Here is a 20,127-nt window from a genome sequence, read left to right on the forward strand (position 1 = left end):
CCATGCGCAGATATACTCCTGCCACTTTCTTATTTATGGTAGCGGGCTGTCAAGCTCCACTGGAGCTTGACACTCATCACATCAAATCAACAACGTTCTATTTTGATTTTCGAAGAGTATAAATGACGATAAAAAGGATAAGGTCTCCCTTACCCTGCTATATTACTCAACCAGAGAGATTTTAAAAAGCTACTAGTGAATGGTGTGTACTGAATCATGATGTTGGCAAGAAAACTACTGTGCAATTTATCTTGAATCATCGCTAACGGAATAGTTGATAGCAAGACCATCACAATCTGAAGAGAAATAAAAGTCACCAAGACAGCCAAGGCACCGCTTATGAGATTGGTCGTTTTTGTATCAGGATTAAAAGCCTCTAATAGATGGACAAATATTCCTATGAAACGCACAATAGCGTAAACCAAGACGTATATCAAAAGAAAGGCCAATCCCGCATAAAATACCATATCTAGGTCAAAGAGATATTTCTCATCAAAATAATAGTTGGAGCTCCCCTGAGTCGCATTGGCAAATGGCACCCAGAGATAAAGGAAGGATGCCAATTTTTTATAAGTAGCCGTCGCAACCACCAGAGCAATAATACTTCCCATGCTATAAAACGCCTGTAGAACTAGACCACGACTGTAGCCAATGTAGAAACTCCATGCCAAAATGAGAATAATTGCTAATGAAATCATACCTTGTCCTCAAGCTCATCTAAGTCAATCAAGGTCACATTCTTTTTCAAGACCTTTTCTTTGACGCTTGCAAGTTCTTGTTCCTTTTGTTCAAATGCCATCTCGCGTGTTAGTTGAACGGATAGAGCATTGATTGCCAACAAAAGCGCGAGGGTTTCAGGGTCCGCCGTCGGCATCTTTTCTTTGATAGCTTGGTATTTTTCCTGTGCAATACGCTCAATCTCTTCCATGAATAAATTATCATGCTCAGTTGTCAAGGTTAATTGCTTCTCGCCAAATGTAAATTTATATCGATTTAAGTTTGCCATATCTTACCTCTTCTTCTATCTATTATAGCGTAAAAAACTTGATTTGGCTAATCTCTCCTATAAAGAATGCTTTCTACGAGCAAAATCTACAAAGCGGAATTTATCAATTTTATGCTTGCTTTCTGTATATTGGAATTGCTGGGTATCACCGAGATAGACACGAGATTTAATCAAGACCAAATAATCATCCTTCGATTGCATTAGATCGCGCTCTTCTCGACTGGTCGGCTCTACCGTAATCTCTTTTTGTGCATAAGCAATATCAAGGCCTAACTTATTTTCTAGGTATTCGTAAATGGATTTTTCAGCAATAGCAGTTGTCAACTCTGGCACGACATCAACAGCAAGATAATCTGTATCCACAACAGAGACCTTACCGTCAATCGAACGTGTACGGACAACTTTCCACACCTTGCTATACGGCTCAAAACCTGTCAAATGCGAAAGGCTACTATTAACGGTAATCATATCTAAGCTGACAACATCTGTCTTGGTAGAAAGCTGGAGAACATTTGTCAATTCCTGATAAGAAGTTAACCCTGAAACTGGGAAATTGAGAATTTCTTGCTTAAGGACCATTGAACCACGCCCTTGCACTTTTTGAATCAAACCTCCCTCAGTCAAAATCGCCAACGCCTTACGAACCGTATCACGACTAACACCATAGATTTCCTGAAGCTGCTGTTCTGTCGGTAGGGAGCTTTCTGCCGGATAAACATTTGTCCGTATTTTTTCTTTTAAGTCATTATAAATTTCTTGGTATTTTTTCATCATTTCCTCGCAAATTCATCTGTCAAATAGCATACAACTATCAACATTATAACAAAATTCATTTCAAAATTAAAAAAAACTAAGCAAAAACGCTTGCATTATTTTTTGAAATCGGATACAATAATACCACAAAAGAAATTTGTCCGTACAAATTTCAAAAAAGACATACTTTTGGGAGATGTCTAAAAAATATAGGGTGACGGATTCCATAAGCCGTCTAGAAGGAAAAATATATGGGAAAATTTGAAAAAGAAGCCAAACAGCTCCTAGAAGCTATTGGCGGAAAAGAGAATGTCGATGCAGTAACACACTGTGCAACACGCATGCGCTTTGTTCTTGCAGATGAGAAAAAAGCAAACGTAAAAGTCATCGAAGACATTCCTGCTGTAAAAGGAACATTTACCAACGCTGGTCAATTCCAAGTCATCATCGGTAACGATGTACCAATCTTCTACAATGACTTTACAGCTGTGTCTGGTATCGAAGGCGTATCAAAAGAAGCTGCTAAGTCAGCCGCTAAAAGCAACCAAAATGCCATCCAACGTGTTATGACCATGTTGGCGGAAATCTTCACACCAATCATTCCTGCCCTTATCGTCGGCGGTTTGATTCTCGGTTTCCGTAACGTCTTGGAAGGCGTTCAGATGGAATGGCTTGGACAAGCCATGAAAGACGGGCAGTTGGTCTTTGACGCTGACGGTAACCCTGTATGGAACACCATCGTTCAGGTTTCTCCTTTCTGGAATGGCGTCAATCACTTCCTCTGGTTGCCAGGTGAAGCCATCTTCCACTTCTTGCCAGTAGGTATCACTTGGTCTGTATCTCGTAAAATGGGAACTTCACAAATCCTTGGTATCGTCCTCGGTATCTGTTTGGTTTCTCCTCAGTTGCTCAACGCTTATGCTGTACCTGGTACAGATGCAGCAACCATTGCCAGCGACTGGTCTTGGAACTTCGGTGCATTTAGTATTGCCCGCATCGGTTACCAAGCGCAAGTTATCCCTGCCCTCCTTGCAGGTTTGGCACTTTCTTATCTGGAAATCTTCTGGCGTAAGGTTGTGCCAGAAGTGGTCTCAATGATCTTCGTACCATTCCTATCACTTCTTCCAGCTATTATCCTGGCTCACACTGTCCTTGGTCCTATCGGCTGGACAATCGGTCAATGGTTGTCAACTATCGTATTGGCAGGTTTGACAGGCCCATTGAAATGGCTCTTCGGTGCGGTATTCGGTGCCCTCTATGCACCATTCGTTATCACTGGTCTTCACCACATGACAAACGCTATCGATACGCAATTGATCGCGGATGCTGGTGGAACTGGTCTCTGGCCAATGATTGCTCTTTCTAACATCGCTCAAGGTTCTGCAGTATTTGCCTACTTCCTCATGAACCGTCACAATGAAAAAGAAGCTCAGGTTTCACTTCCTGCAACTATTTCTGCCTACCTAGGTGTTACTGAGCCAGCCCTCTTTGGTGTCAACGTAAAATACATTTACCCATTCGTAGCAGCGATGATTGGTTCAAGTATCGCAGGCTTACTTTCTGTAACCTTCAATATCCAAGCTACTTCTATCGGTATCGGTGGTCTTCCAGGTATCTTGTCTATCAAGGCTGAATACTGGGGTGCATTCTTTATGACAATGATTGTTGCGATTGTTGTCCCAATGATTTTGACAGCTGTTTTCAAACGTACAGGTGCATTTTCAAAAAAAGAAGAAACTGTTGAAGAAGTTGTAGCCCCAATTGAAGCAGTTGTTGAAACTGGCGCTGCTATCGAATTGATCAGCCCACTTACTGGTCAAGCCAAAGAATTGTCACAAGCTACTGACCCTGTATTTGCATCAGGTGTCATGGGACAAGGTGTCCTTATTGACCCGAGCGAAGGTGTCTTGGTTGCTCCAGTCGATGGTGAAGTATCTGTCCTCTTCCCAACCAACCATGCCGTTGGTATCACTGCTGCAAACGGAGTTGAGTTCCTTATGCACATTGGTATGGATACTGTTGGATTGGAAGGCAAAGGCTTCACAGCCCATGTCAAACAAGGCGACAAGGTAAAAGCTGGCGATAAATTGATTAGCTTTGACATCGATGTCATTAAGGCTGCTGGTCTTGTTGGTGAAACACCAGTTATCGTGACCAACCAAACTGACTTTGACACTCAAGTTATCGGAAATCTTCCTCGTGCCATCTCGCAAGGCGAAGCTATTCTGACAGTTACAAAGAATTAATGTTCTAGGAGGCTGGGCAAAAAGCCCTGACCCACTTCTCAGTGTTCGTGTCAACATCTCAGCGCAGTGGTTGATTGGCAGATTTGTTCGTGTTTCACACTCCAAATCTGACCATCACGACTGTTGCGAACAAAGTTCGCTTCATCTCCAACCTCCAAAGGTTCCCCGAACCTTTGGAGCTATGCGGGGGTGGGAGTGAAACAGTCTGGGGATAGACTGTTTCAGCTCAACAACTAGAAATAAAGACTTGTTGACGAACTCTTTTTGACTTAGTCGAGTTCTTTCCCACTCCCTATCATTGCTTATGCAAGAAGGAAAAAATTAAGAAAGAGAGAGCAAAATGACAATAGACAAACGAAAGGTTGTTTATCAAATCTACCCAAAATCTTACAAGGATACAACTGGAAACGGTGTCGGCGACCTGCGTGGGATTATTGAAAAACTACCTTATCTGAAGGAGCTAGGGATTGACATGATCTGGCTCAATCCCTTCTACCCAAGTCCGCAACGGGACAACGGCTATGACATTTCAGACTATACAGCCGTCAATCCTGATTTTGGTACCATGGCTGACTTTGAAGACATGGTGGCTGTCGGCAAAGAGCTAGGTATCGAATTCATGCTAGACATGGTCCTCAACCACTGCTCGACAGACCACGAGTGGTTCCAAAAGGCCCTAGCTGGCGACAAATACTACCAGGATTTCTTTATTCTGCGTGACCAGCCAACTGACTGGGTTTCCAAGTTCGGCGGCAATGCCTGGGCACCCTTTGGCGACACCGGGAAATATTACCTCCACCTCTTTGATGTGACCCAAGCCGACCTCAATTGGCGAAATCCGCATGTTCGCGACGAACTCTTCAAGGTAGTCAACTTCTGGAAAGACAAGGGCGTCAAAGGCTTCCGCTTCGACGTTATCAACCTGATTGGTAAGGATGAAGTCCTAGAAGATTGCCCAATCAACGATGGCAAACCAGCCTACACCGACCGTCCGATTACCCACGACTACCTCAAGATGATGAACAATGCTACTTTTGGTAGCGACAAAGGCTTCATGACCGTTGGGGAAATGTCTGCCACCACCATTGAAAACTGCATTCTCTACACAGCTCCTGAGCGGGAAGAATTGTCCATGGCCTTCAACTTCCATCACTTGAAAGTGGACTACAAGGACGGTCAAAAATGGACCATTATGGACTTTGACTTTGAGGAACTCAAACGCCTCTTCCACACTTGGGGCGAGGAGATGTCAGCTGGAAATGGCTGGAATGCCTTGTTCTACGACAACCACGACCAACCTCGTGCCCTCAACCGCTTTGTTGATGTGGAGAATTTCCGCAAGGAAGGAGCAACCATGCTGGCAGCCTCTATCCACCTGTCACGCGGCACGCCTTACATCTACATGGGCGAGGAAATCGGCATGATTGACCCCGACTACGATAGCATGGACGACTATGTCGATGTGGAGTCTATCAATGCCTACCAGATGCTCTTGGACCAGGGACATACACCTGAGCAGGCCTTCAAGATTATCCAGGCCAAGTCCCGTGACAATTCCCGCACCCCGATGCAATGGGATGCTTCTGACAATGCAGGCTTCTCAACAGGAACCCCTTGGCTGAAGGCTGGCAAATCCTACCAAACGATTAACGTTGAACAGGAAAAAACTGGATCAATCTTTACCTTCTATCAAGAGTTGATTCGACTCCGAAAAGAACTCCCCCTCATCTCAGAAGGGGATTACAAGGCAGCCTACAAGGATAGCCAGAAAGTCTACGCCTTTGAACGCTTGCTGAACGGCGAAAAACTGCTAGTCCTCAACAATTTCTTCGCAGAAGAAGTTGAGCTCGACCTGGCAGACGATTATGCCCACGGCCAAGTCCTCATCAGCAACTATCCTGACAACAAACTAGGCAAAAAAATCATTCTCAAACCTTACCAAGCATTGGCGGTTCAAGTTAAATAAACGATAAAGCATCCGAAAACAACACTCTACATGTCAATTTTAATTTTCCTAAAATTAGAACCTGCCTTCGCAGCTCAGTATGTTACTTGTGAAGGCAAGTTCTTGGTTTAAGGTTTCTTTTAGGAATATATTTTATACTGTGATTTGCGCACGAAACAGCTATCTGGGGGGAGATAGTTGTTTCTTTTTTATAGTCATTTGAATTAACTTTGATACATCATCACTTTCGGCTTGCCGTACTCTACGAAAGTGACTTGTTTCGCAAGCCTTATTTTCAAACTAGAACGGGAGTGGGAAAGAACTCGACTGGTCTAAAAAAGAGTTCGTCTTCCCACCCCCGCACAGTTGATTAGGTCAGATTTGAAGTGTGAAACACGAACAAATCTGCCAATCAACCACTGCGCTGAGATGTTGACACGAACTCTGAGAAGCGTGGCTGGACTTTTTGCCCAGCCTCATTCTAGCTGCCTGCACCTCAGTTCCTTGTTTGAAAGTTAATTCATTCGACTATATTACTACATATAAAGAAATAACCGTTTCAGATAAGGCTGAAACGGTTATTTTTGTAAGTCTAATTAAAAGATACATGCACATGATCGTAATGGTTTTCTGTAACGCTACCACGGTCTGGCATCAGGTTCCATGTATAGGCTGGACCATAGATACTGTCATACGGCGCATAGAAACGCTGCTTCCAAATGATGTAGTTGATATTTTTAGAAGCTAAGTTTGCAACTGCATAAGCTGCCACTTGATCTCCTAGAGCTGAGCTCTCAGGCACCATAAAGTCAATTGCCAGACCTTTACCATGGTCTCCTGAATCACCTGCACGGTAACCAGAGAATGAGGTAATACCAAAGGCATTTGCCACTTCTGCGCGGAAGGCTGCTACCCGAGGTTGCAAGCCAACATCATAAGCACTTGTACTTGCTGTAGTGGTTGATAGGGCTGTCACTTGTGGAGTTTCAACTACAGGCTGTTCTACAACTTCCTCTACAGGCACTTCTACTACAGGTTGCTCTACAACTTCCTCTACAGGCACTTCTACTACAGGCTGTTCTACAACTTCCTCTACAGGCGCTTCTACTACAGGTTGCTCTACAACTTCCTCTACAGGCACTTCTACTACAGGTTGCTCTACAACTTCCTCTACAGGTGCTTCTACTACAGGCTGTTCTACAACTTCCTCTACGGGTGCTGAGTCAGTAACTGATGAAATTTGATCCAACGGAATAACCGTATCCTCAACCGTTACTTGATTGGTTGTTAGGTCAACAGTTGCCTGAACGGTCTCATTTGTGTTTCCCTGAACAGGAGCTTCAATCTCAACCTGAGTCACTTGATTGTTTTGGTCAACAGTCGTCGTCAGTACCGTATCAGGGAAAATCAAGTTGACATCTGCAATTTGATTCATTTTCGCCAGCAAGTCCATATCAATATTCATAGCTGAGGCGATGGCTGATAAGGTATCCCCATACTGAACAGTATAGGTCATCTTTCCTTCTTCTTGGACAATTTCTGGGCTAATTTCAGAAACAGTACGTGGAGCCCATTCGAGGGCTAAAACATTTGTCGAAATCATCCCTGTACTAAAGAGGGAAAGAGCCAATGAAGATGTGTATAACATCTTCTTATTGTTTTTCATGATGGGTGTTTTTCTCTTGCGACGCATATGTTGTGGTTTATTTGTTCTCTTACGTTTCATAATCTTATTCCTTCTTTATTTTCGAGATGGTTCTATCTTACCTAAATTAAATCTGAAAAACAAGCCTTCAACCGTTCTTTTAAATAAACTGTCTCCACTATGTAATCTTAGGACTTTTCTGTCACACAATCAATATAAATGTCATCTGACTGTCATATTATTAGATAATACTAAATGACGATAAAAAAAATGAGAATAAGGTAGTAACCCAATAATTGGCTACTAGCTCACTCTCATTTCAATTTTCGGATTAGTCAAAACCTTACATTTCTTCAGGATAAACCAAGCCCCATTCTTTGCGGAGTTGGGTCATGATTTCCATGACATCTTGGGTGTAGGCTAGGTGCATGGTGTTTTCGATGCCTGCGACAGCTTTTTCCATATCCGCCACTTCATAAGAAAGGGCCTTGGCTGTCTCGCCCGCTTCGATTACCTCTTGACGACCGTCTTCAGTATAGGTTATGACTGCTTTCTGACCACGAGGATACTCGTAGAGTTCGATATAGCCCTTGTCGTAGGCAATCGTTCCACGTTTTGGCTGTTTGGCATGGAGGGTCAGGGCGATGGTCGCCATTTCCCCTACATCATTGCTGAGCAAAATCCCTACCTGCTCGTCCACACCTGTCGGAGCCAATTTGACCTGGGACAAAACCTGGCTTGGCTTTTCCGTCATAAACCAACGTACAAAGGACAGAGCGTAGACACCAATATCCAAAAGGGCACCGCCTGCCAAGTTTTTATTGAAAAAGCGGTTGGTCATATCGTATTCCTTGTAGCTACCAAAGTTCATCTGAATCATTTTCAAATCTCCAAGCTTGCCACTGGCAACCACTTGGCTCAACTGACGATAGATTGGCATGTGGAAAATGGTCATGGCTTCTGCCAGGATAACCTGATTTTCTTCTGCCAGTTGAATGGCTTCTGCTAATTCTTCTGAATTAAGCGTAATAGACTTTTCACAGAGGACATGCTTTCCAGCCTTCAAGGCCTTTCTCAAATAATTGATATGGGTATTGTGAGGTGTAGAAATATAGATAATGTCTACTTCAGGATCCCCAAACACTTCATCGATTTCTCGATAAACTTTCTCGATGCCATATTTTTGCGCAAATTCCACACCCTTGTCATAGGTACGGTTGGCTACCGAATAAAGATTTCCTCCCATAGCCTGCAAGGCCTGAACCAATTCGTTGGCAATGACACCTGTTCCCAGAGTCGCCCATTTATACTTCATTTGCACTTCCATAGTGTACCTCACTTTCTTCTACCATTATAGTAAATTCCACCCTTTTCTGCACACTCTAACTAGCATTTGTGTTACAATAAGAACATGAATACCGTTGTACTAAAGGCATCTGCCCAGCAAAAACAAGCCATGATGGCTCACTATGACCGCTATCGGCAGACCAGCAAAAATCCTTACATAGAAGCATTTTTCAAACTGACCGGTGCCAGCCTGTCCATCTACACTTCTGGAAAAGTCGTTTTTCAGGGGGAAATGGCAGAGCAGGAAGCAGGGCTCTGGGGCTATGAGCCAGAAAAGTCTGGACAGACGACCATACCTGGTCAAAACCTGCCCATGATTGGTACAGATGAGGTTGGAAACGGGTCTTATTTTGGAGGTTTGGCAGTCGTTGCTAGTTTTGTCCGCCCAGAAGACCATGCCTTTCTCAAGTCGCTTGGTGTGGATGATTCCAAGAAAATGACAGACCAAAAAATCTGCCAAATCGCCCCTCTCTTAAAAGAGAAAATCCCCCACCAAGCTCTGCTATTGTCACCGAAAAAATACAACGAAGTCATCGAGCAAGGCTACAATGCGGTGTCTGTCAAGGTCGCCCTACACAATCAGGCTATTTTCCTACTCTTGCAAAAGGGTGTCCAGCCTGAGAAGATTGTCATTGACGCCTTCACTTCCAGTCAAAATTATCAAAAGTACTTGAAGAAGGAAGCCAATCAATTTGCCAACCCCGTCACTCTAGAAGAAAAGGCTGAGGGCAAGTATCTGGCTGTGGCAGTATCTTCTATTATTGCTAGAGCTATGTTTTTAGAAAATCTTGTCCAGCTTGGTCAACTAGTTGGGATGAATCTACCGTCTGGTGCGGGCAGTAAATCCGACCAAGTCGCAGCAAGCATCTTAAGACAATATGGTATGGCTGGTCTCAACCAAACTGCCAAACTCCACTTTGCCAATACGCAAAAAGCACAAAAATTATTGAAATGAGGAAAAAATATGGGAGCAATCCAAAAAACAAAACGCTCACCACTAGTCGCCTTCTTAGCTGAATGGGGCATCTTTTTACTGTTTATGGTAGCTTTTTTTGCCAGTCGTTACTTTATCTGGAATCCTGTCTCTGTCGATGGCCATTCCATGGACCCAACGCTTCAACACCAAGAAAAACTCATCATGCTAAAAACGACCTCTATCGACCGCTTTGATATTGTTGTAGCCAGCGAGACAGACAGCGATGGCAAGGAAAAACTGATTGTCAAACGTGTGATTGGTATGCCAGGTGACACTATTCGCTACGAAAACGATGTCCTCTATGTTAACGACCAAAAAGTGGACGAGCCTTACTTAGATGAATATCTAGCTGCATTCCAGAAAGATAAACTTCAAGAAGTCTATTCTTACAACAAACAATTCCAAGCTGTGGCCCAATCTGCTGAAGCTTTCACACAAGATGCCAATGGTTACGTAGACTTTACCGTGACAGTCCCAGAAGGACAATACTACCTGATGGGAGATGACCGCCTTGTCTCACTAGACAGTCGTAGTGTAGGAACATTTTCCCGTGAAAACATCAAAGGAGAAGTTGTCTTTCGCATGTGGCCTTTCAATCGTATTGGGACTGTTGATTAATACAAACAAGTTTGGAGCAATCCGTTCCAAACTTCTTTTTTCACTATTTTAGGAACTATTTTCTATGAACGAAGTGTATTTTACCGGTACTATTGACCGGATTATTTTTGAAAATCCTAGTAATTTTTATAAAATCCTTCTCCTTGAAATCGAGGAAACTGACGCAGAATATGACGACTACGAAATTATTGTAACAGGGACGATTGCCGATGTCATTGAAGGAGAAGACTATCGTTTCTATGGCAATCTGGTCACCCATCCCAAGTATGGTCAACAGCTACAAATTTCTCGTTACGAACGCAGCAAGCCTACCTCAGCTGGTCTGGTTAAGTATTTCTCCAGCGACCATTTCAAGGGAATTGGACGTAAAACAGCGGAAAAAATCGTTGAGCTCTATGGCGAGGATACCATTGATAAGATTTTAGCTGAACCTGAAAAACTAACCCAAATCACAGGCCTATCCAGCAAGAACATGCAGGCATTTGTGGAGAAACTCCGCCTCAATTATGGAACCGAGCTGATCTTGGCAAAACTAGCTGAGTATGGCATTCCCAATAAATTGGCCTTTCAAATCCAAGACCAGTATAAGGAAAAAACACTTCAGATTATTGAAGAAAATCCCTATCAACTGGTCGAAGATGTCCAGGGCCTCGGCTTCACCATTGCCGATAGGATTGCGGAAAACCTGGGAATTGCCAGCGATTCCCCCCAACGCTTTCGGGCAGGTATGCTCTTTAGCCTCATTCATCGCTCCATGGAAACAGGCGATACCTATGTGGAGGCCAGAGACTTGCTGGAAGCAACCCTTGAACTGCTGGAAAAATCCCGCCATACAGAACTGGACCCTGCCGCTGTTGCCAAAGAATTGACGGGATTGATTGCAGACGACAAGGTACAGCAAGAAGGCACAAAGATTTTTGACAACAGCCTCTACTTTGCCGAACATGGTATCCATAAAAACTTGACCCGCCTGATGGGAAAAAATGGCTTCAAGCCCTTCCCACGCGCAGACGTTGAGGCTGCCATAGCAGAGCTGGAAAGTATGTCCTCCCTTACCTACGATGACATTCAAAAAGAAGCCATTGTCCAAGCCATTACCAATCCGCTATTCATTCTGACAGGCGGACCAGGAACTGGAAAGACAACGGTTATCAACGGTATTATCGCAGTCTATGCCATCTTGCATAAGATTGACCTTACTCGCAACCGAGAAGAATGCCCTGTCCTCCTAGCCGCTCCAACTGGACGAGCAGCCAGACGGATGAATGAATTGACAGGTCTGCCTTCTGCCACCATCCACCGCCACCTCGGTCTGGTAGAAGGACAGGAAGAATCCTACCGTGATGATTATTTGGATGCCGACTTTATCATCGTGGATGAGTTTTCTATGGTCGATACTTGGTTGGCAAACCAGCTCTTCCAGAACATCTCCTCCCAGACCCAAGTTCTGATTGTCGGCGATGCGGAGCAATTACCTTCTGTCAGTCCCGGTCAGGTCCTAGCTGACCTCTTGAAAATCGACAAGCTACCCAGCATCACTCTGGAACGCATCTACCGTCAATCCGATGATTCGACCATTGTTACCCTAGCCAGCCAGATTCGCCAAGGTGCCCTGCCGAGCGATTTCCGTGAGAAAAAGGCTGACCGTTCCTATTTTGAAGCGCAAAACGAACAAATTCCAGCCCTGATTGAACGCATTGTCGGCGCAGCCATCAAGTCAGGTATCCCTGCAACAGAGGTCCAGATCCTCGCACCTATGTACCGTGGTGCCGCAGGCATTGACCAACTCAACACCATGACCCAGGCCCTGCTCAATCCCCTAGAAGACGGTGAGCTGGAATTCCTCCACAACGAGCAGCCCTTCCGCCAAGGCGACCGAGTCATCCACCTTATCAACGATGCTGAGGCCAATGTCTTCAATGGTGATCTGGGCTATATTACTGACCTCCTGCCTGCCAAGTACACCGACTCCAAGCAGGACGAGATTACCATCAACTTCGACGGTAGCGAGGTCACCTATCCCCGTAACGAATGGTACAAGATTACCCTGGCCTATGCCATGTCCATCCACAAGTCCCAAGGCAGTGAGTTCCAGGTGGTCATCCTTCCCATTACCCGCACCAGCCACCGCATGCTCCAGCGCAACCTGGTCTACACCGCCATCACCCGCTCCAAGAGCAAGCTCATCCTCCTAGGCGAAATCTCCGCCTTCGACTACGCCGTCAAAAACGCCGGAACCGTTAGGAAAACCTATCTGGTCCCACGTTTCCAAGGGGAAATGGCAGAGCAGGACAGCAAGGAAAGCCTGACTGAAAACAACGAAAGCAAAACAGCCACAGCCACGCAAAACCAGCCACCTGCCCAGTCAGATAGGCTAGAACAAACAGAGCCCGTAACAGAAAACAGCCAACAACTGTCCCTTCTTGACCAAGACCAGCCAGAAAAAACAAGTGGACAACCCAGAGAATATATTCTGACGGTGGACAACCTGCTAACCATCGACCCCATGATTGGCATAGATCAGGCAGATATTGAAGAGTTTTTTAAAGCATAAAAACCAGCAAGTCAATAGATTTGCTGGTTTTACTCTTCTATAGTCGTTTCGTTTGCTTATTAGTACAAGGCAACGATATGCTGGCTACTTCAACAGTCCAGTGGAGCGTTTGAACTCGGAAATAAGGCTTCCTCGCTCTTCGTAGTAATAAAAGATACACTAATGGACTATATCATCAACCATGATTCATCAAGCCGCCCCTTTGTTAATCTGAACTGCTTGCCATGTTCATCAATCAGTGCATGAAGCTCCTGAGCGTCTTTTACCGACCAATCTTTTATCTGCTCTGTAAATTCCTGTCTCAAACTCAAATAATCCTTAGACTGACTAAGTCCTAACCGATTAAATAGTCTAAGAGCATATTGATCCGCCACAAAAACACTTCTTCGACACAAATAGAGCAAAATAACATCCGCAGTTTCATTGCCAACCCCCTTCAAGCTCAGCAGCTCTTTTCGGAGTACTGCTGTCTCAACATTATCTAGACGAGAAAAATCTCCATCGAACTGATTGGCCCACTCAACCACTGACCGAATGTAGAGTGATTTTTGCTTGAAGAATCCTGCTGGGCGAATGCATTCTTGTAAATCCTCCACAGGCATCTCTAAAAGCGAATGAATTGTCAACCGTCCCTCCAACTGTTCTAAAGCACGCTTGGCATTTGCTTCCGTTGTTTGCTGAATAAGAATCATAGATACCAAATCCTTTATGGGATTTTCATCGTTCCACCAGTGAAATTCACCATATCGCCGTTTTAAATTTTGGTAAAGAACCGTCAACTGTTCCACTACTATCCCCCATCTCATCTTGTTTCTCCTTGCCATTATAGCACGATGAGTAAAGGGATACAATACTACAGTTCCTCTAGTACTATTGTATCCACAATCGCTGCAAACTGCTCTGCTTCAACCTCTGGAAAATAATTCAAACAATTGGCCGTTGCAAAGGCTGCCGCTTCTTTCAAAAAGATTTCTGGAGCTTGACCTTGACTGATTCCCTTGACTAGCAAGCCCAGGTAGAAATCCCCTGCGGCAATCGGATTACGCGTTTCTTTCTTAGGTGACTGAATTCGGAAGAACCGCTGACCTATTTTTGCCAGACTACCCTTACCTCCCATGGTAATGATGATGTTCTCATGAGGGGTTACATCTTTCAGTATTCGTAAAATATCCTCAGGACTTTCTTCATCCAGCTCTGGATAAATATCTTTCAGCTCTTCATTATTGATTTTGATCAGGGCTGGGCGAGCTTGATAAGCTGCACGTAAGGCTGGTCCACTGGTGTCCACTATGGTCTGCACCTCTGGGTATTTTTCAATAAACTGCTGAATATAGTCATCCGGCATCCCCTTCATCAGACTGCCTGAAAAGACTAGGATGTCGCCAGCTTGCAGGCTATTTTCAATCTGCTGAGTGAATTGGTTGAGCAAATCCTCTGTTAGTTCAAAACCTTTTTCATAAAATAGTACTACATCGCCTGTACTGGTTTCAACATAGATATTACACGTCCGAGTATTCTGGCTATTTTCAACCACGCGCAGGGTATTTCCACTATCAGCATTAAGCTCCTGAATATAACGACCAATCTGACCACCCAAAATAGTATGAATGATGTAGTCTGTCACACCGTTTTCACGGAGGGCATAGGCCACGTTGAAGCTTTTTCCACCAGGATAATCCCTCACTTCCGTCGGTCTCAGGGGAATATTCTTTTCAATTTTTTCAACAAGTAGCGTACGGTCCAGAGCTGAATTGGGACAAATCAAGTGAATCATATCGGTCTCCTTTTCCCTTTTATTTATATTATTATACTATATACAAACAAAAAAATAAAAAGATAATTCCTCGACGGGAACTATCTTTTAGACCATTTAATTTTTTTTATGCAAATACGGAAATTCGTTCCTGCTGGTAGACACCTTTTTCAGCAATGTCAACCAAAGCCACAGCATAGTCGGCATAACTAATATAGCTTTCACCTTGGGCATTGACTTGGAAAACCTCGCCAGCAATAGTGTAGGCACCTGTCTTTGAGCCTTCTGCATCAAAATCGGCTGCTGGGCTGATATAGGTCCAGTTGATAGCTGTCGCCTGACGATAGAGGTCTAGACCAGCACCCATAGCCTCAGCGATTGGCAGATATTCCGCAGGGAAATCTGGTGTATCTTTCAGCATAGCTGTCTGGCTCTCGTCTAAATAAAGACTGCCTGCACCACCAACTACTAAAAGACGAGTTGGACTACCAGCAAGGATGGTCGCTAGATGCTCCGCAAGACGAGCGTGACCCGGCAAGGTTTCTGGTGTCCAAGCACCAAAAGCATTGACTACTACATCAAAGCCTGCCAAGTCTTCCTTGGTAAGAGCAAAAGCATCCTTTTGGATCACTTCTTGGGCTACGCTCTTGTTTTCAGAACGGACAATAGCCGTCACCTGATGACCACGTTCTACTGCTTCCTTTGCAATGGTTTGACCTGCTTGACCATTCGCTGCAATAATAGCTATTTTCATATTGATACCTCACTTGCTTTTGTTGTAATAATTGTGTTTACAACACAATTATAAATTATTTTCATTGTAACGTCAATGGTTACAACTAAAAATTTAAAAAAATCATCACAAGGATGATTCACTAACTAGTCTTTTAGGGCTAGTGCAACATGCTACAGACTAGTTCAACAGTCCAGTGGAGTGTTTGAAGGAGGAAATAGGGAAACAAAGTTTCTCCTTACATCGACCTAATAAAACGACTATAGTTCCGCCAAGAGATCAGCAAGCCTTGTCTTAGCAAGTTCATTTTCCAAAGCCGACTGAGCATTTTCCAAACGGCTATCTAGCAGGGGATGAATATTGCGGCCTACCTGACAGTTTGGATTGGGTTGCTCATGAAAAGCGAATAATTGACCTTTTTCTCCAAACAACTCCACAGCCTGATAGACGTGCAAAAGTGTAATCTGGTCTGGAGCCTGTGCCAAGCGAGCACCTCCAACACCACGCGCTACTTCTACCAGACCAGCCTCCTTGAGTTGGGACAAAATATTTCTTATAATGACAGGATTAACCCCGACACTGCCTGCAATGCTAGTACTGGTCTGTTTTTCTTTTTCTCCTTCCAGAGCCAAGAGAACCAAGATATGGCTGGCAATGGTAAATCTACTTGAAATTTGCATCTCTTCTCCTTTTTTTCAGTCTATCATAGACTGAAACAGAACTCAAGTTTGAAAATTAGTCACGGTCACACCCAGCAAACGAATCCCTTTTTCAATCTTCCCAATTTCTTCAATTAGTTGACGAACCTCTTTCTCAATCGTTTCCGTCTGGTCCGTATACACCTCTAGACTATGACGTTTCGTCAAGGTAGAAAAGTCACCATAACGTACCTTTAAAACAATTGTTCGCCCCTTTTTTCCATTCCGCTTCAAACTGGCTGCGACCCGTTGGCAGAGACTGATCAGCTCTTTCAGGACATCCTCCTCCCGATAAAGAAGTTTGCGATAGGTTCTTTCCTTTCCAATTGACTTACGAACACGGTCCACTTTAACGGGCGAATTAGAAATGCCCCTCGCTTTCCGATAAAGGTCGAAGCCAAAACGCCCAAATCTATCTATCAAAACCATTTCTGGTACATCTAGCAAATCTTGCCCCGTGTAGACCCCCATCTCATGCAGGCGTTCTACCGTCTTCTTCCCCACACCGTGAAATTTTTCAACAGGCAGGGAGGCGAGAATACCAACAGCATCTTCAGGTAGAATCAAGGTCAAACCGTGCGGTTTTTCCATATCAGAGGCAATTTTTGCTAAAAATTTATTATAGGAAACGCCTGCGGAAGCTGTCAGATGCAATTCATTCCAAATATCGTATTGGATAAGCTTGGCAATCTTAACCGCAGAGCTGATGCCCAACTTATTTTCTGTTACATCCAAGTAAGCCTCATCGATAGACATGGGCTCCACCAAATCAGTATAGCGATGAAAAATTTCTCGAACCTGTCGCCCAACTTCCTGGTATTTTTCATAATTGCCAGAAATGAAGACAGCCTGGGGACAACGTTCATAAGCTTCTTTTGAGGACATAGCCGAGTGAATACCAAAGGCACGCGCCTCATAATTACAGGTAGACACCACTCCTCTACCGCCAGATAGTCTTGGGTCAGCCCCAATGATAACAGGTTTGCCCTTCAAAGCAGGATTATCCCTGACCTCAATGGCAGCAAAAAAAGCATCCATATCTACATGAATAATTTTTCTAGATAAATCATTGATTAAGGGAAAAATTAACATGACTGCCTCTTCCTGTTTACAAGTTTAACTCGCTATATTATACCGCATTTCTTAGGAAGTTTCAGCCTTTAGATTCGTTGAACTAGCCATCTTACCAATACAATAAACGACAGCTTATCACCTTATTACAAATACAAGCAGAAATTCACTTTGAAAATACCAACTCTGTCTTTCAAATTTTTTCATATTCCTTGAAAGGTTTTTCATTTATTTTCAAGTATTTTTGTCTTGTAGAAAGTGTTTTCAAATGGTATAATGATGACATGTTGGTATTGATATAAAGTCGATACCCAAAAGCATAAAAGGAGAACCCTCATGTCAACAAAAGTTAAAACAAAAAATGTTGCTGAAGACATTTTCGCCCAAGCCTGGGAAGGCTTTAAAGGTACAGATTGGCAAGATAAGGCAAGTGTAACACGCTTCGTTCAAGCCAACTACACTCCATACGATGGAGATGAAAGCTTCCTCGCAGGCCCAACTGAGCGTTCACTTCATATCAAAAAAATCATCGAAGAAACAAAAGCTGGTTACGAAGACACTCGCTTCCCAATGGACGTAGATCGTGCTACTTCTATCGCTGATATTCCAGCAGGTTTCATCGATAAAGAGAACGAACTCATCTTCGGTATCCAAAACGATGAGCTCTTCAAACTCAATTTCATGCCACGTGGTGGTATTCGTATGGCTGAAACAACTCTTATCGAAAACGGCTATACTCCAGACCCACTCCTCCATGAAATCTATACAAAACACGCTACAACTGTAAACGACGGTATCTTCCGTGCCTACACAGCTGACATCCGCCGTGCTCGTCACTCACACCACGTTTCTGGTCTTCCAGATGCATACTCACGTGGTCGTATCATCGGTATGTACGCTCGTTTGGCACTTTACGGTGCAGACTACTTGATGGAAGAAAAAGTAGCTGACTGGAATGCGATTACTGAAATCGATGAAGAATCAATCCGTCTTCGTGAAGAAATCAACCTTCAATACCAAGCATTGCAACAAGTTGTACGCTTAGGTGACTTATACGGTGTTGATGTTCGCAAACCTGCGATGAACACCAAAGAAGCTATCCAATGGACAAACATCGCCTTCATGGCAGTATGTCGTGTTATCAACGGTGCAGCAACTTCTCTTGGTCGTGTGCCGATCGTTCTTGACATCTATGCAGAGCGTGACTTGGCTCGTGGTACATTTACTGAATCAGAAATCCAAGAATTTGTTGATGACTTCGTATTGAAACTCCGTACAGTGAAATTCGCTCGTACAAAAGCCTTCGACGAAATCTACTCTGGTGACCCAACATTCTTGACAACATCTATGGCAGGTATGGGTAACGATGGTCGTCACCGTGTTACTAAGATGGACTACCGTTTCTTGAACACACTTGACAACATCGGTAACTCTCCAGAACCAAACTTAACAGTTCTTTGGTCAGACCAACTTCCGTATTCATTCCGTCGCTACTGTATGGCAATGAGCCACAAACACTCTTCTATCCAATACGAAGGTGTGACAACAATGGCAAAAGATGGTTATGGTGAAATGTCATGTATCTCTTGCTGTGTATCTCCACTTGATCCAGAAAGCGAAGACCAACGCCACAACATTCAGTACTTCGGTGCTCGCGTAAACGTTCTTAAAGCTCTTCTTTCAAGCTGGAACAACGGTTACGATGATGTTCACAAAGATTATAAAGTGTTCGATGGTGTTGAACCAAATACTTCTGAAATCTTTGACTACGATCAAGTTATTGCCAACTTTGAAAAAGCCCTTGACTGGTTGACTGACACTTATGTAGATGCTATGAACATCATCCACTACATGACTGACAAATACAACTATGAAGCAGTTCAAATGGCATTCTTGCCAACTCACCTTCGTGCAAACATGGGCTTCGGCATCTGTGGCTTCGCAAATACTGTTGACTCATTGTCTGCTATCAAGTACGCACAAGTGAAACCAATCCGTGACGAAGATGGCTTCATCTACGATTACGAAGTAACTGGCGACTTCCCACGTTATGGTGAGGATGACGACCGTGTAGATGACATCGCGAAATGGCTCATGGAAGCATTCTTCTCTCGCTTGAACAAGCACAAATTGTACAAGAATGCTGAAGCAACTGTGTCTATCTTGACAATCACTTCAAACGTTGCTTACTCTAAACAAACAGCTAACTCACCAGTTCACCGCGGTGTATTCCTCAACGAAGATGGTTCTGTTAACACTTCTAAAGTGGAATTCTTCCCACCAGGTGCCAACCCAACTTCTAAATCTCGTGGTGGTTGGTTGCAAAACTTGAATACTCTTTCTAAACTCAACTTCAAACATGCCAACGACGGTATCTCATTGACAACTCAAGTTTCACCAAAAGCTCTTGGTAAAACATTCGATGAGCAAGTGAACAACTTGGTGACAATCCTTGACGGATACTTCGAACAAGGTGGTCAACACGTCAACTTGAACGTTATGGACTTGAACGACGTTTACGACAAGATTATGGCTGGTGAAGATGTTATCGTTCGTATCTCTGGATACTGCGTAAACACCAAATACCTCACTAAAGAGCAAAAAACTGAATTGACACAACGTGTCTTCCACGAAGTTCTTTCAATGGACGACCACGCTGCAGAAGTTTCAGGCCAAGTTTAATCAAACAAAGACAAAAGGACTTGCACATGCAGGTCCTTTTTACTATGTCGAAAAATCTTCTGAGTGTTGCGGAAGGATAGTTATAGTCTTTTAGTTTACT

The 20,127-nt window shown here is 43.8% G+C and carries 16 protein-coding genes; 6 read left to right on the plus strand and 10 right to left on the minus strand.

Going from position 1 to position 20,127, the window contains the following annotated elements:
• Positions 1-149: 149 nt before the first annotated feature.
• The 3 genes from K5Q34_RS05810 to treR are packed head-to-tail and all read right to left on the minus strand — an operon-like array spanning position 150 to position 1,777.
• Entirely contained in the window at positions 150-698 is a 549-nt protein-coding gene (locus K5Q34_RS05810) for a CvpA family protein (protein ID WP_002935945.1), read from the minus strand.
• Positions 695-1,006: a hypothetical protein gene (locus K5Q34_RS05815; RefSeq protein ID WP_002935948.1), complete on the minus strand. Its 312-nt coding sequence runs from the start codon at positions 1,004-1,006 to the stop codon at positions 695-697. The genes K5Q34_RS05810 and K5Q34_RS05815 overlap by 4 nt, the downstream gene beginning before the upstream one ends.
• A gap of 57 nt (positions 1,007-1,063) precedes the next feature.
• Entirely contained in the window at positions 1,064-1,777 is a 714-nt protein-coding gene (gene treR / locus K5Q34_RS05820; RefSeq protein WP_044683691.1) for a trehalose operon repressor, read from the minus strand.
• A 233-nt stretch (positions 1,778-2,010) separates the two neighbouring features.
• Between treR and treP the strand changes: the two genes are divergently transcribed.
• Together treP and treC are read left to right on the plus strand one after the other, a co-directional pair.
• Positions 2,011-4,005 (plus strand): PTS system trehalose-specific EIIBC component, encoded by a 1,995-nt coding sequence (gene treP, locus K5Q34_RS05825; RefSeq protein ID WP_114866154.1) that lies wholly within the window; start codon positions 2,011-2,013, stop codon positions 4,003-4,005.
• A 340-nt stretch (positions 4,006-4,345) separates the two neighbouring features.
• The gene (treC, locus tag K5Q34_RS05830; protein WP_221864666.1) at positions 4,346-5,971 is read left to right on the plus strand and encodes an alpha,alpha-phosphotrehalase; all 1,626 of its coding nucleotides are present in this window, start codon (positions 4,346-4,348) and stop codon (positions 5,969-5,971) included.
• A gap of 571 nt (positions 5,972-6,542) precedes the next feature.
• Here treC and K5Q34_RS05835 read toward each other — a convergent pair.
• Both K5Q34_RS05835 and K5Q34_RS05840 read right to left on the minus strand, forming a co-directional pair.
• Positions 6,543-7,676, minus strand: a complete 1,134-nt coding sequence (locus tag K5Q34_RS05835; protein ID WP_221864667.1) for a LysM peptidoglycan-binding domain-containing protein — start codon at positions 7,674-7,676, stop codon at positions 6,543-6,545.
• A 262-nt stretch (positions 7,677-7,938) separates the two neighbouring features.
• Positions 7,939-8,922 carry a Gfo/Idh/MocA family protein gene (locus tag K5Q34_RS05840; protein ID WP_221864668.1) on the minus strand — a complete coding sequence of 328 codons (984 nt, stop codon included), beginning with the start codon at positions 8,920-8,922 and terminating at the stop codon, positions 7,939-7,941.
• Between the two features lie 84 nt (positions 8,923-9,006).
• Between K5Q34_RS05840 and rnhC the strand changes: the two genes are divergently transcribed.
• The 3 genes from rnhC (at position 9,007) to K5Q34_RS05855 (ending at position 13,090) form a co-directional block, all read left to right on the plus strand.
• The gene (gene rnhC / locus K5Q34_RS05845) at positions 9,007-9,897 is read left to right on the plus strand and encodes a ribonuclease HIII (RefSeq protein WP_172115559.1); all 891 of its coding nucleotides are present in this window, start codon (positions 9,007-9,009) and stop codon (positions 9,895-9,897) included.
• A gap of 9 nt (positions 9,898-9,906) precedes the next feature.
• Positions 9,907-10,536 (plus strand): signal peptidase I, encoded by a 630-nt coding sequence (lepB, locus tag K5Q34_RS05850; protein ID WP_105143673.1) that lies wholly within the window; start codon positions 9,907-9,909, stop codon positions 10,534-10,536.
• A gap of 64 nt (positions 10,537-10,600) precedes the next feature.
• Positions 10,601-13,090: an ATP-dependent RecD-like DNA helicase gene (locus K5Q34_RS05855; RefSeq protein WP_208541991.1), complete on the plus strand. Its 2,490-nt coding sequence runs from the start codon at positions 10,601-10,603 to the stop codon at positions 13,088-13,090.
• Positions 13,091-13,257: 167 nt separating this feature from the next.
• On the opposite strand, the gene K5Q34_RS05860 is transcribed toward K5Q34_RS05855, so the two are convergent.
• The 5 genes from K5Q34_RS05860 to dinB all read right to left on the minus strand — a co-directional run bounded on the left by K5Q34_RS05860 (position 13,258) and on the right by dinB (position 17,366).
• Positions 13,258-13,896 carry an endonuclease III domain-containing protein gene (locus K5Q34_RS05860; RefSeq protein WP_161949725.1) on the minus strand — a complete coding sequence of 213 codons (639 nt, stop codon included), beginning with the start codon at positions 13,894-13,896 and terminating at the stop codon, positions 13,258-13,260.
• A gap of 47 nt (positions 13,897-13,943) precedes the next feature.
• A complete protein-coding gene (locus tag K5Q34_RS05865) occupies positions 13,944-14,864 on the minus strand; it encodes a 1-phosphofructokinase family hexose kinase (protein ID WP_172115555.1) in 921 nt (306 codons plus the stop codon).
• Between the two features lie 106 nt (positions 14,865-14,970).
• Positions 14,971-15,597: an NAD(P)-dependent oxidoreductase gene (locus K5Q34_RS05870; RefSeq protein ID WP_172115553.1), complete on the minus strand. Its 627-nt coding sequence runs from the start codon at positions 15,595-15,597 to the stop codon at positions 14,971-14,973.
• 239 nt (positions 15,598-15,836) lie between these two features.
• The gene (locus K5Q34_RS05875) at positions 15,837-16,256 is read right to left on the minus strand and encodes an Rrf2 family transcriptional regulator (RefSeq protein ID WP_044767603.1); all 420 of its coding nucleotides are present in this window, start codon (positions 16,254-16,256) and stop codon (positions 15,837-15,839) included.
• Between the two features lie 42 nt (positions 16,257-16,298).
• A complete protein-coding gene (dinB, locus tag K5Q34_RS05880; protein WP_105184024.1) occupies positions 16,299-17,366 on the minus strand; it encodes a DNA polymerase IV in 1,068 nt (355 codons plus the stop codon).
• Positions 17,367-17,681: 315 nt separating this feature from the next.
• Here dinB and pflB point away from each other — a divergent pair, with 315 nt between their 5' ends.
• Positions 17,682-20,027 (plus strand): formate C-acetyltransferase, encoded by a 2,346-nt coding sequence (gene pflB / locus K5Q34_RS05885; RefSeq protein ID WP_024406841.1) that lies wholly within the window; start codon positions 17,682-17,684, stop codon positions 20,025-20,027.
• Positions 20,028-20,127: the final 100 nt, after the last annotated feature.

The sequence above is a fragment of the Streptococcus sp. 2018110 genome (assembly GCF_019754115.1).
Lineage (GTDB): Bacteria > Bacillota > Bacilli > Lactobacillales > Streptococcaceae > Streptococcus > Streptococcus hashimotonensis.

Coding starts and splice junctions, on each gene's coding strand:
- K5Q34_RS05810 (WP_002935945.1), bottom strand. CDS start 698: ATGATTTCATTAGCAATTATTCTCATTTTGGCATGGAGTTTCTACATT.
- K5Q34_RS05815 (WP_002935948.1), bottom strand. CDS start 1,006: ATGGCAAACTTAAATCGATATAAATTTACATTTGGCGAGAAGCAATTA.
- treR (WP_044683691.1), bottom strand. CDS start 1,777: ATGAAAAAATACCAAGAAATTTATAATGACTTAAAAGAAAAAATACGG.
- treP (WP_114866154.1), top strand. CDS start 2,011: ATGGGAAAATTTGAAAAAGAAGCCAAACAGCTCCTAGAAGCTATTGGC.
- treC (WP_221864666.1), top strand. CDS start 4,346: ATGACAATAGACAAACGAAAGGTTGTTTATCAAATCTACCCAAAATCT.
- K5Q34_RS05835 (WP_221864667.1), bottom strand. CDS start 7,676: ATGAAACGTAAGAGAACAAATAAACCACAACATATGCGTCGCAAGAGA.
- K5Q34_RS05840 (WP_221864668.1), bottom strand. CDS start 8,922: ATGGAAGTGCAAATGAAGTATAAATGGGCGACTCTGGGAACAGGTGTC.
- rnhC (WP_172115559.1), top strand. CDS start 9,007: ATGAATACCGTTGTACTAAAGGCATCTGCCCAGCAAAAACAAGCCATG.
- lepB (WP_105143673.1), top strand. CDS start 9,907: ATGGGAGCAATCCAAAAAACAAAACGCTCACCACTAGTCGCCTTCTTA.
- K5Q34_RS05855 (WP_208541991.1), top strand. CDS start 10,601: ATGAACGAAGTGTATTTTACCGGTACTATTGACCGGATTATTTTTGAA.
- K5Q34_RS05860 (WP_161949725.1), bottom strand. CDS start 13,896: ATGAGATGGGGGATAGTAGTGGAACAGTTGACGGTTCTTTACCAAAAT.
- K5Q34_RS05865 (WP_172115555.1), bottom strand. CDS start 14,864: ATGATTCACTTGATTTGTCCCAATTCAGCTCTGGACCGTACGCTACTT.
- K5Q34_RS05870 (WP_172115553.1), bottom strand. CDS start 15,597: ATGAAAATAGCTATTATTGCAGCGAATGGTCAAGCAGGTCAAACCATT.
- K5Q34_RS05875 (WP_044767603.1), bottom strand. CDS start 16,256: ATGCAAATTTCAAGTAGATTTACCATTGCCAGCCATATCTTGGTTCTC.
- dinB (WP_105184024.1), bottom strand. CDS start 17,366: ATGTTAATTTTTCCCTTAATCAATGATTTATCTAGAAAAATTATTCAT.
- pflB (WP_024406841.1), top strand. CDS start 17,682: ATGTCAACAAAAGTTAAAACAAAAAATGTTGCTGAAGACATTTTCGCC.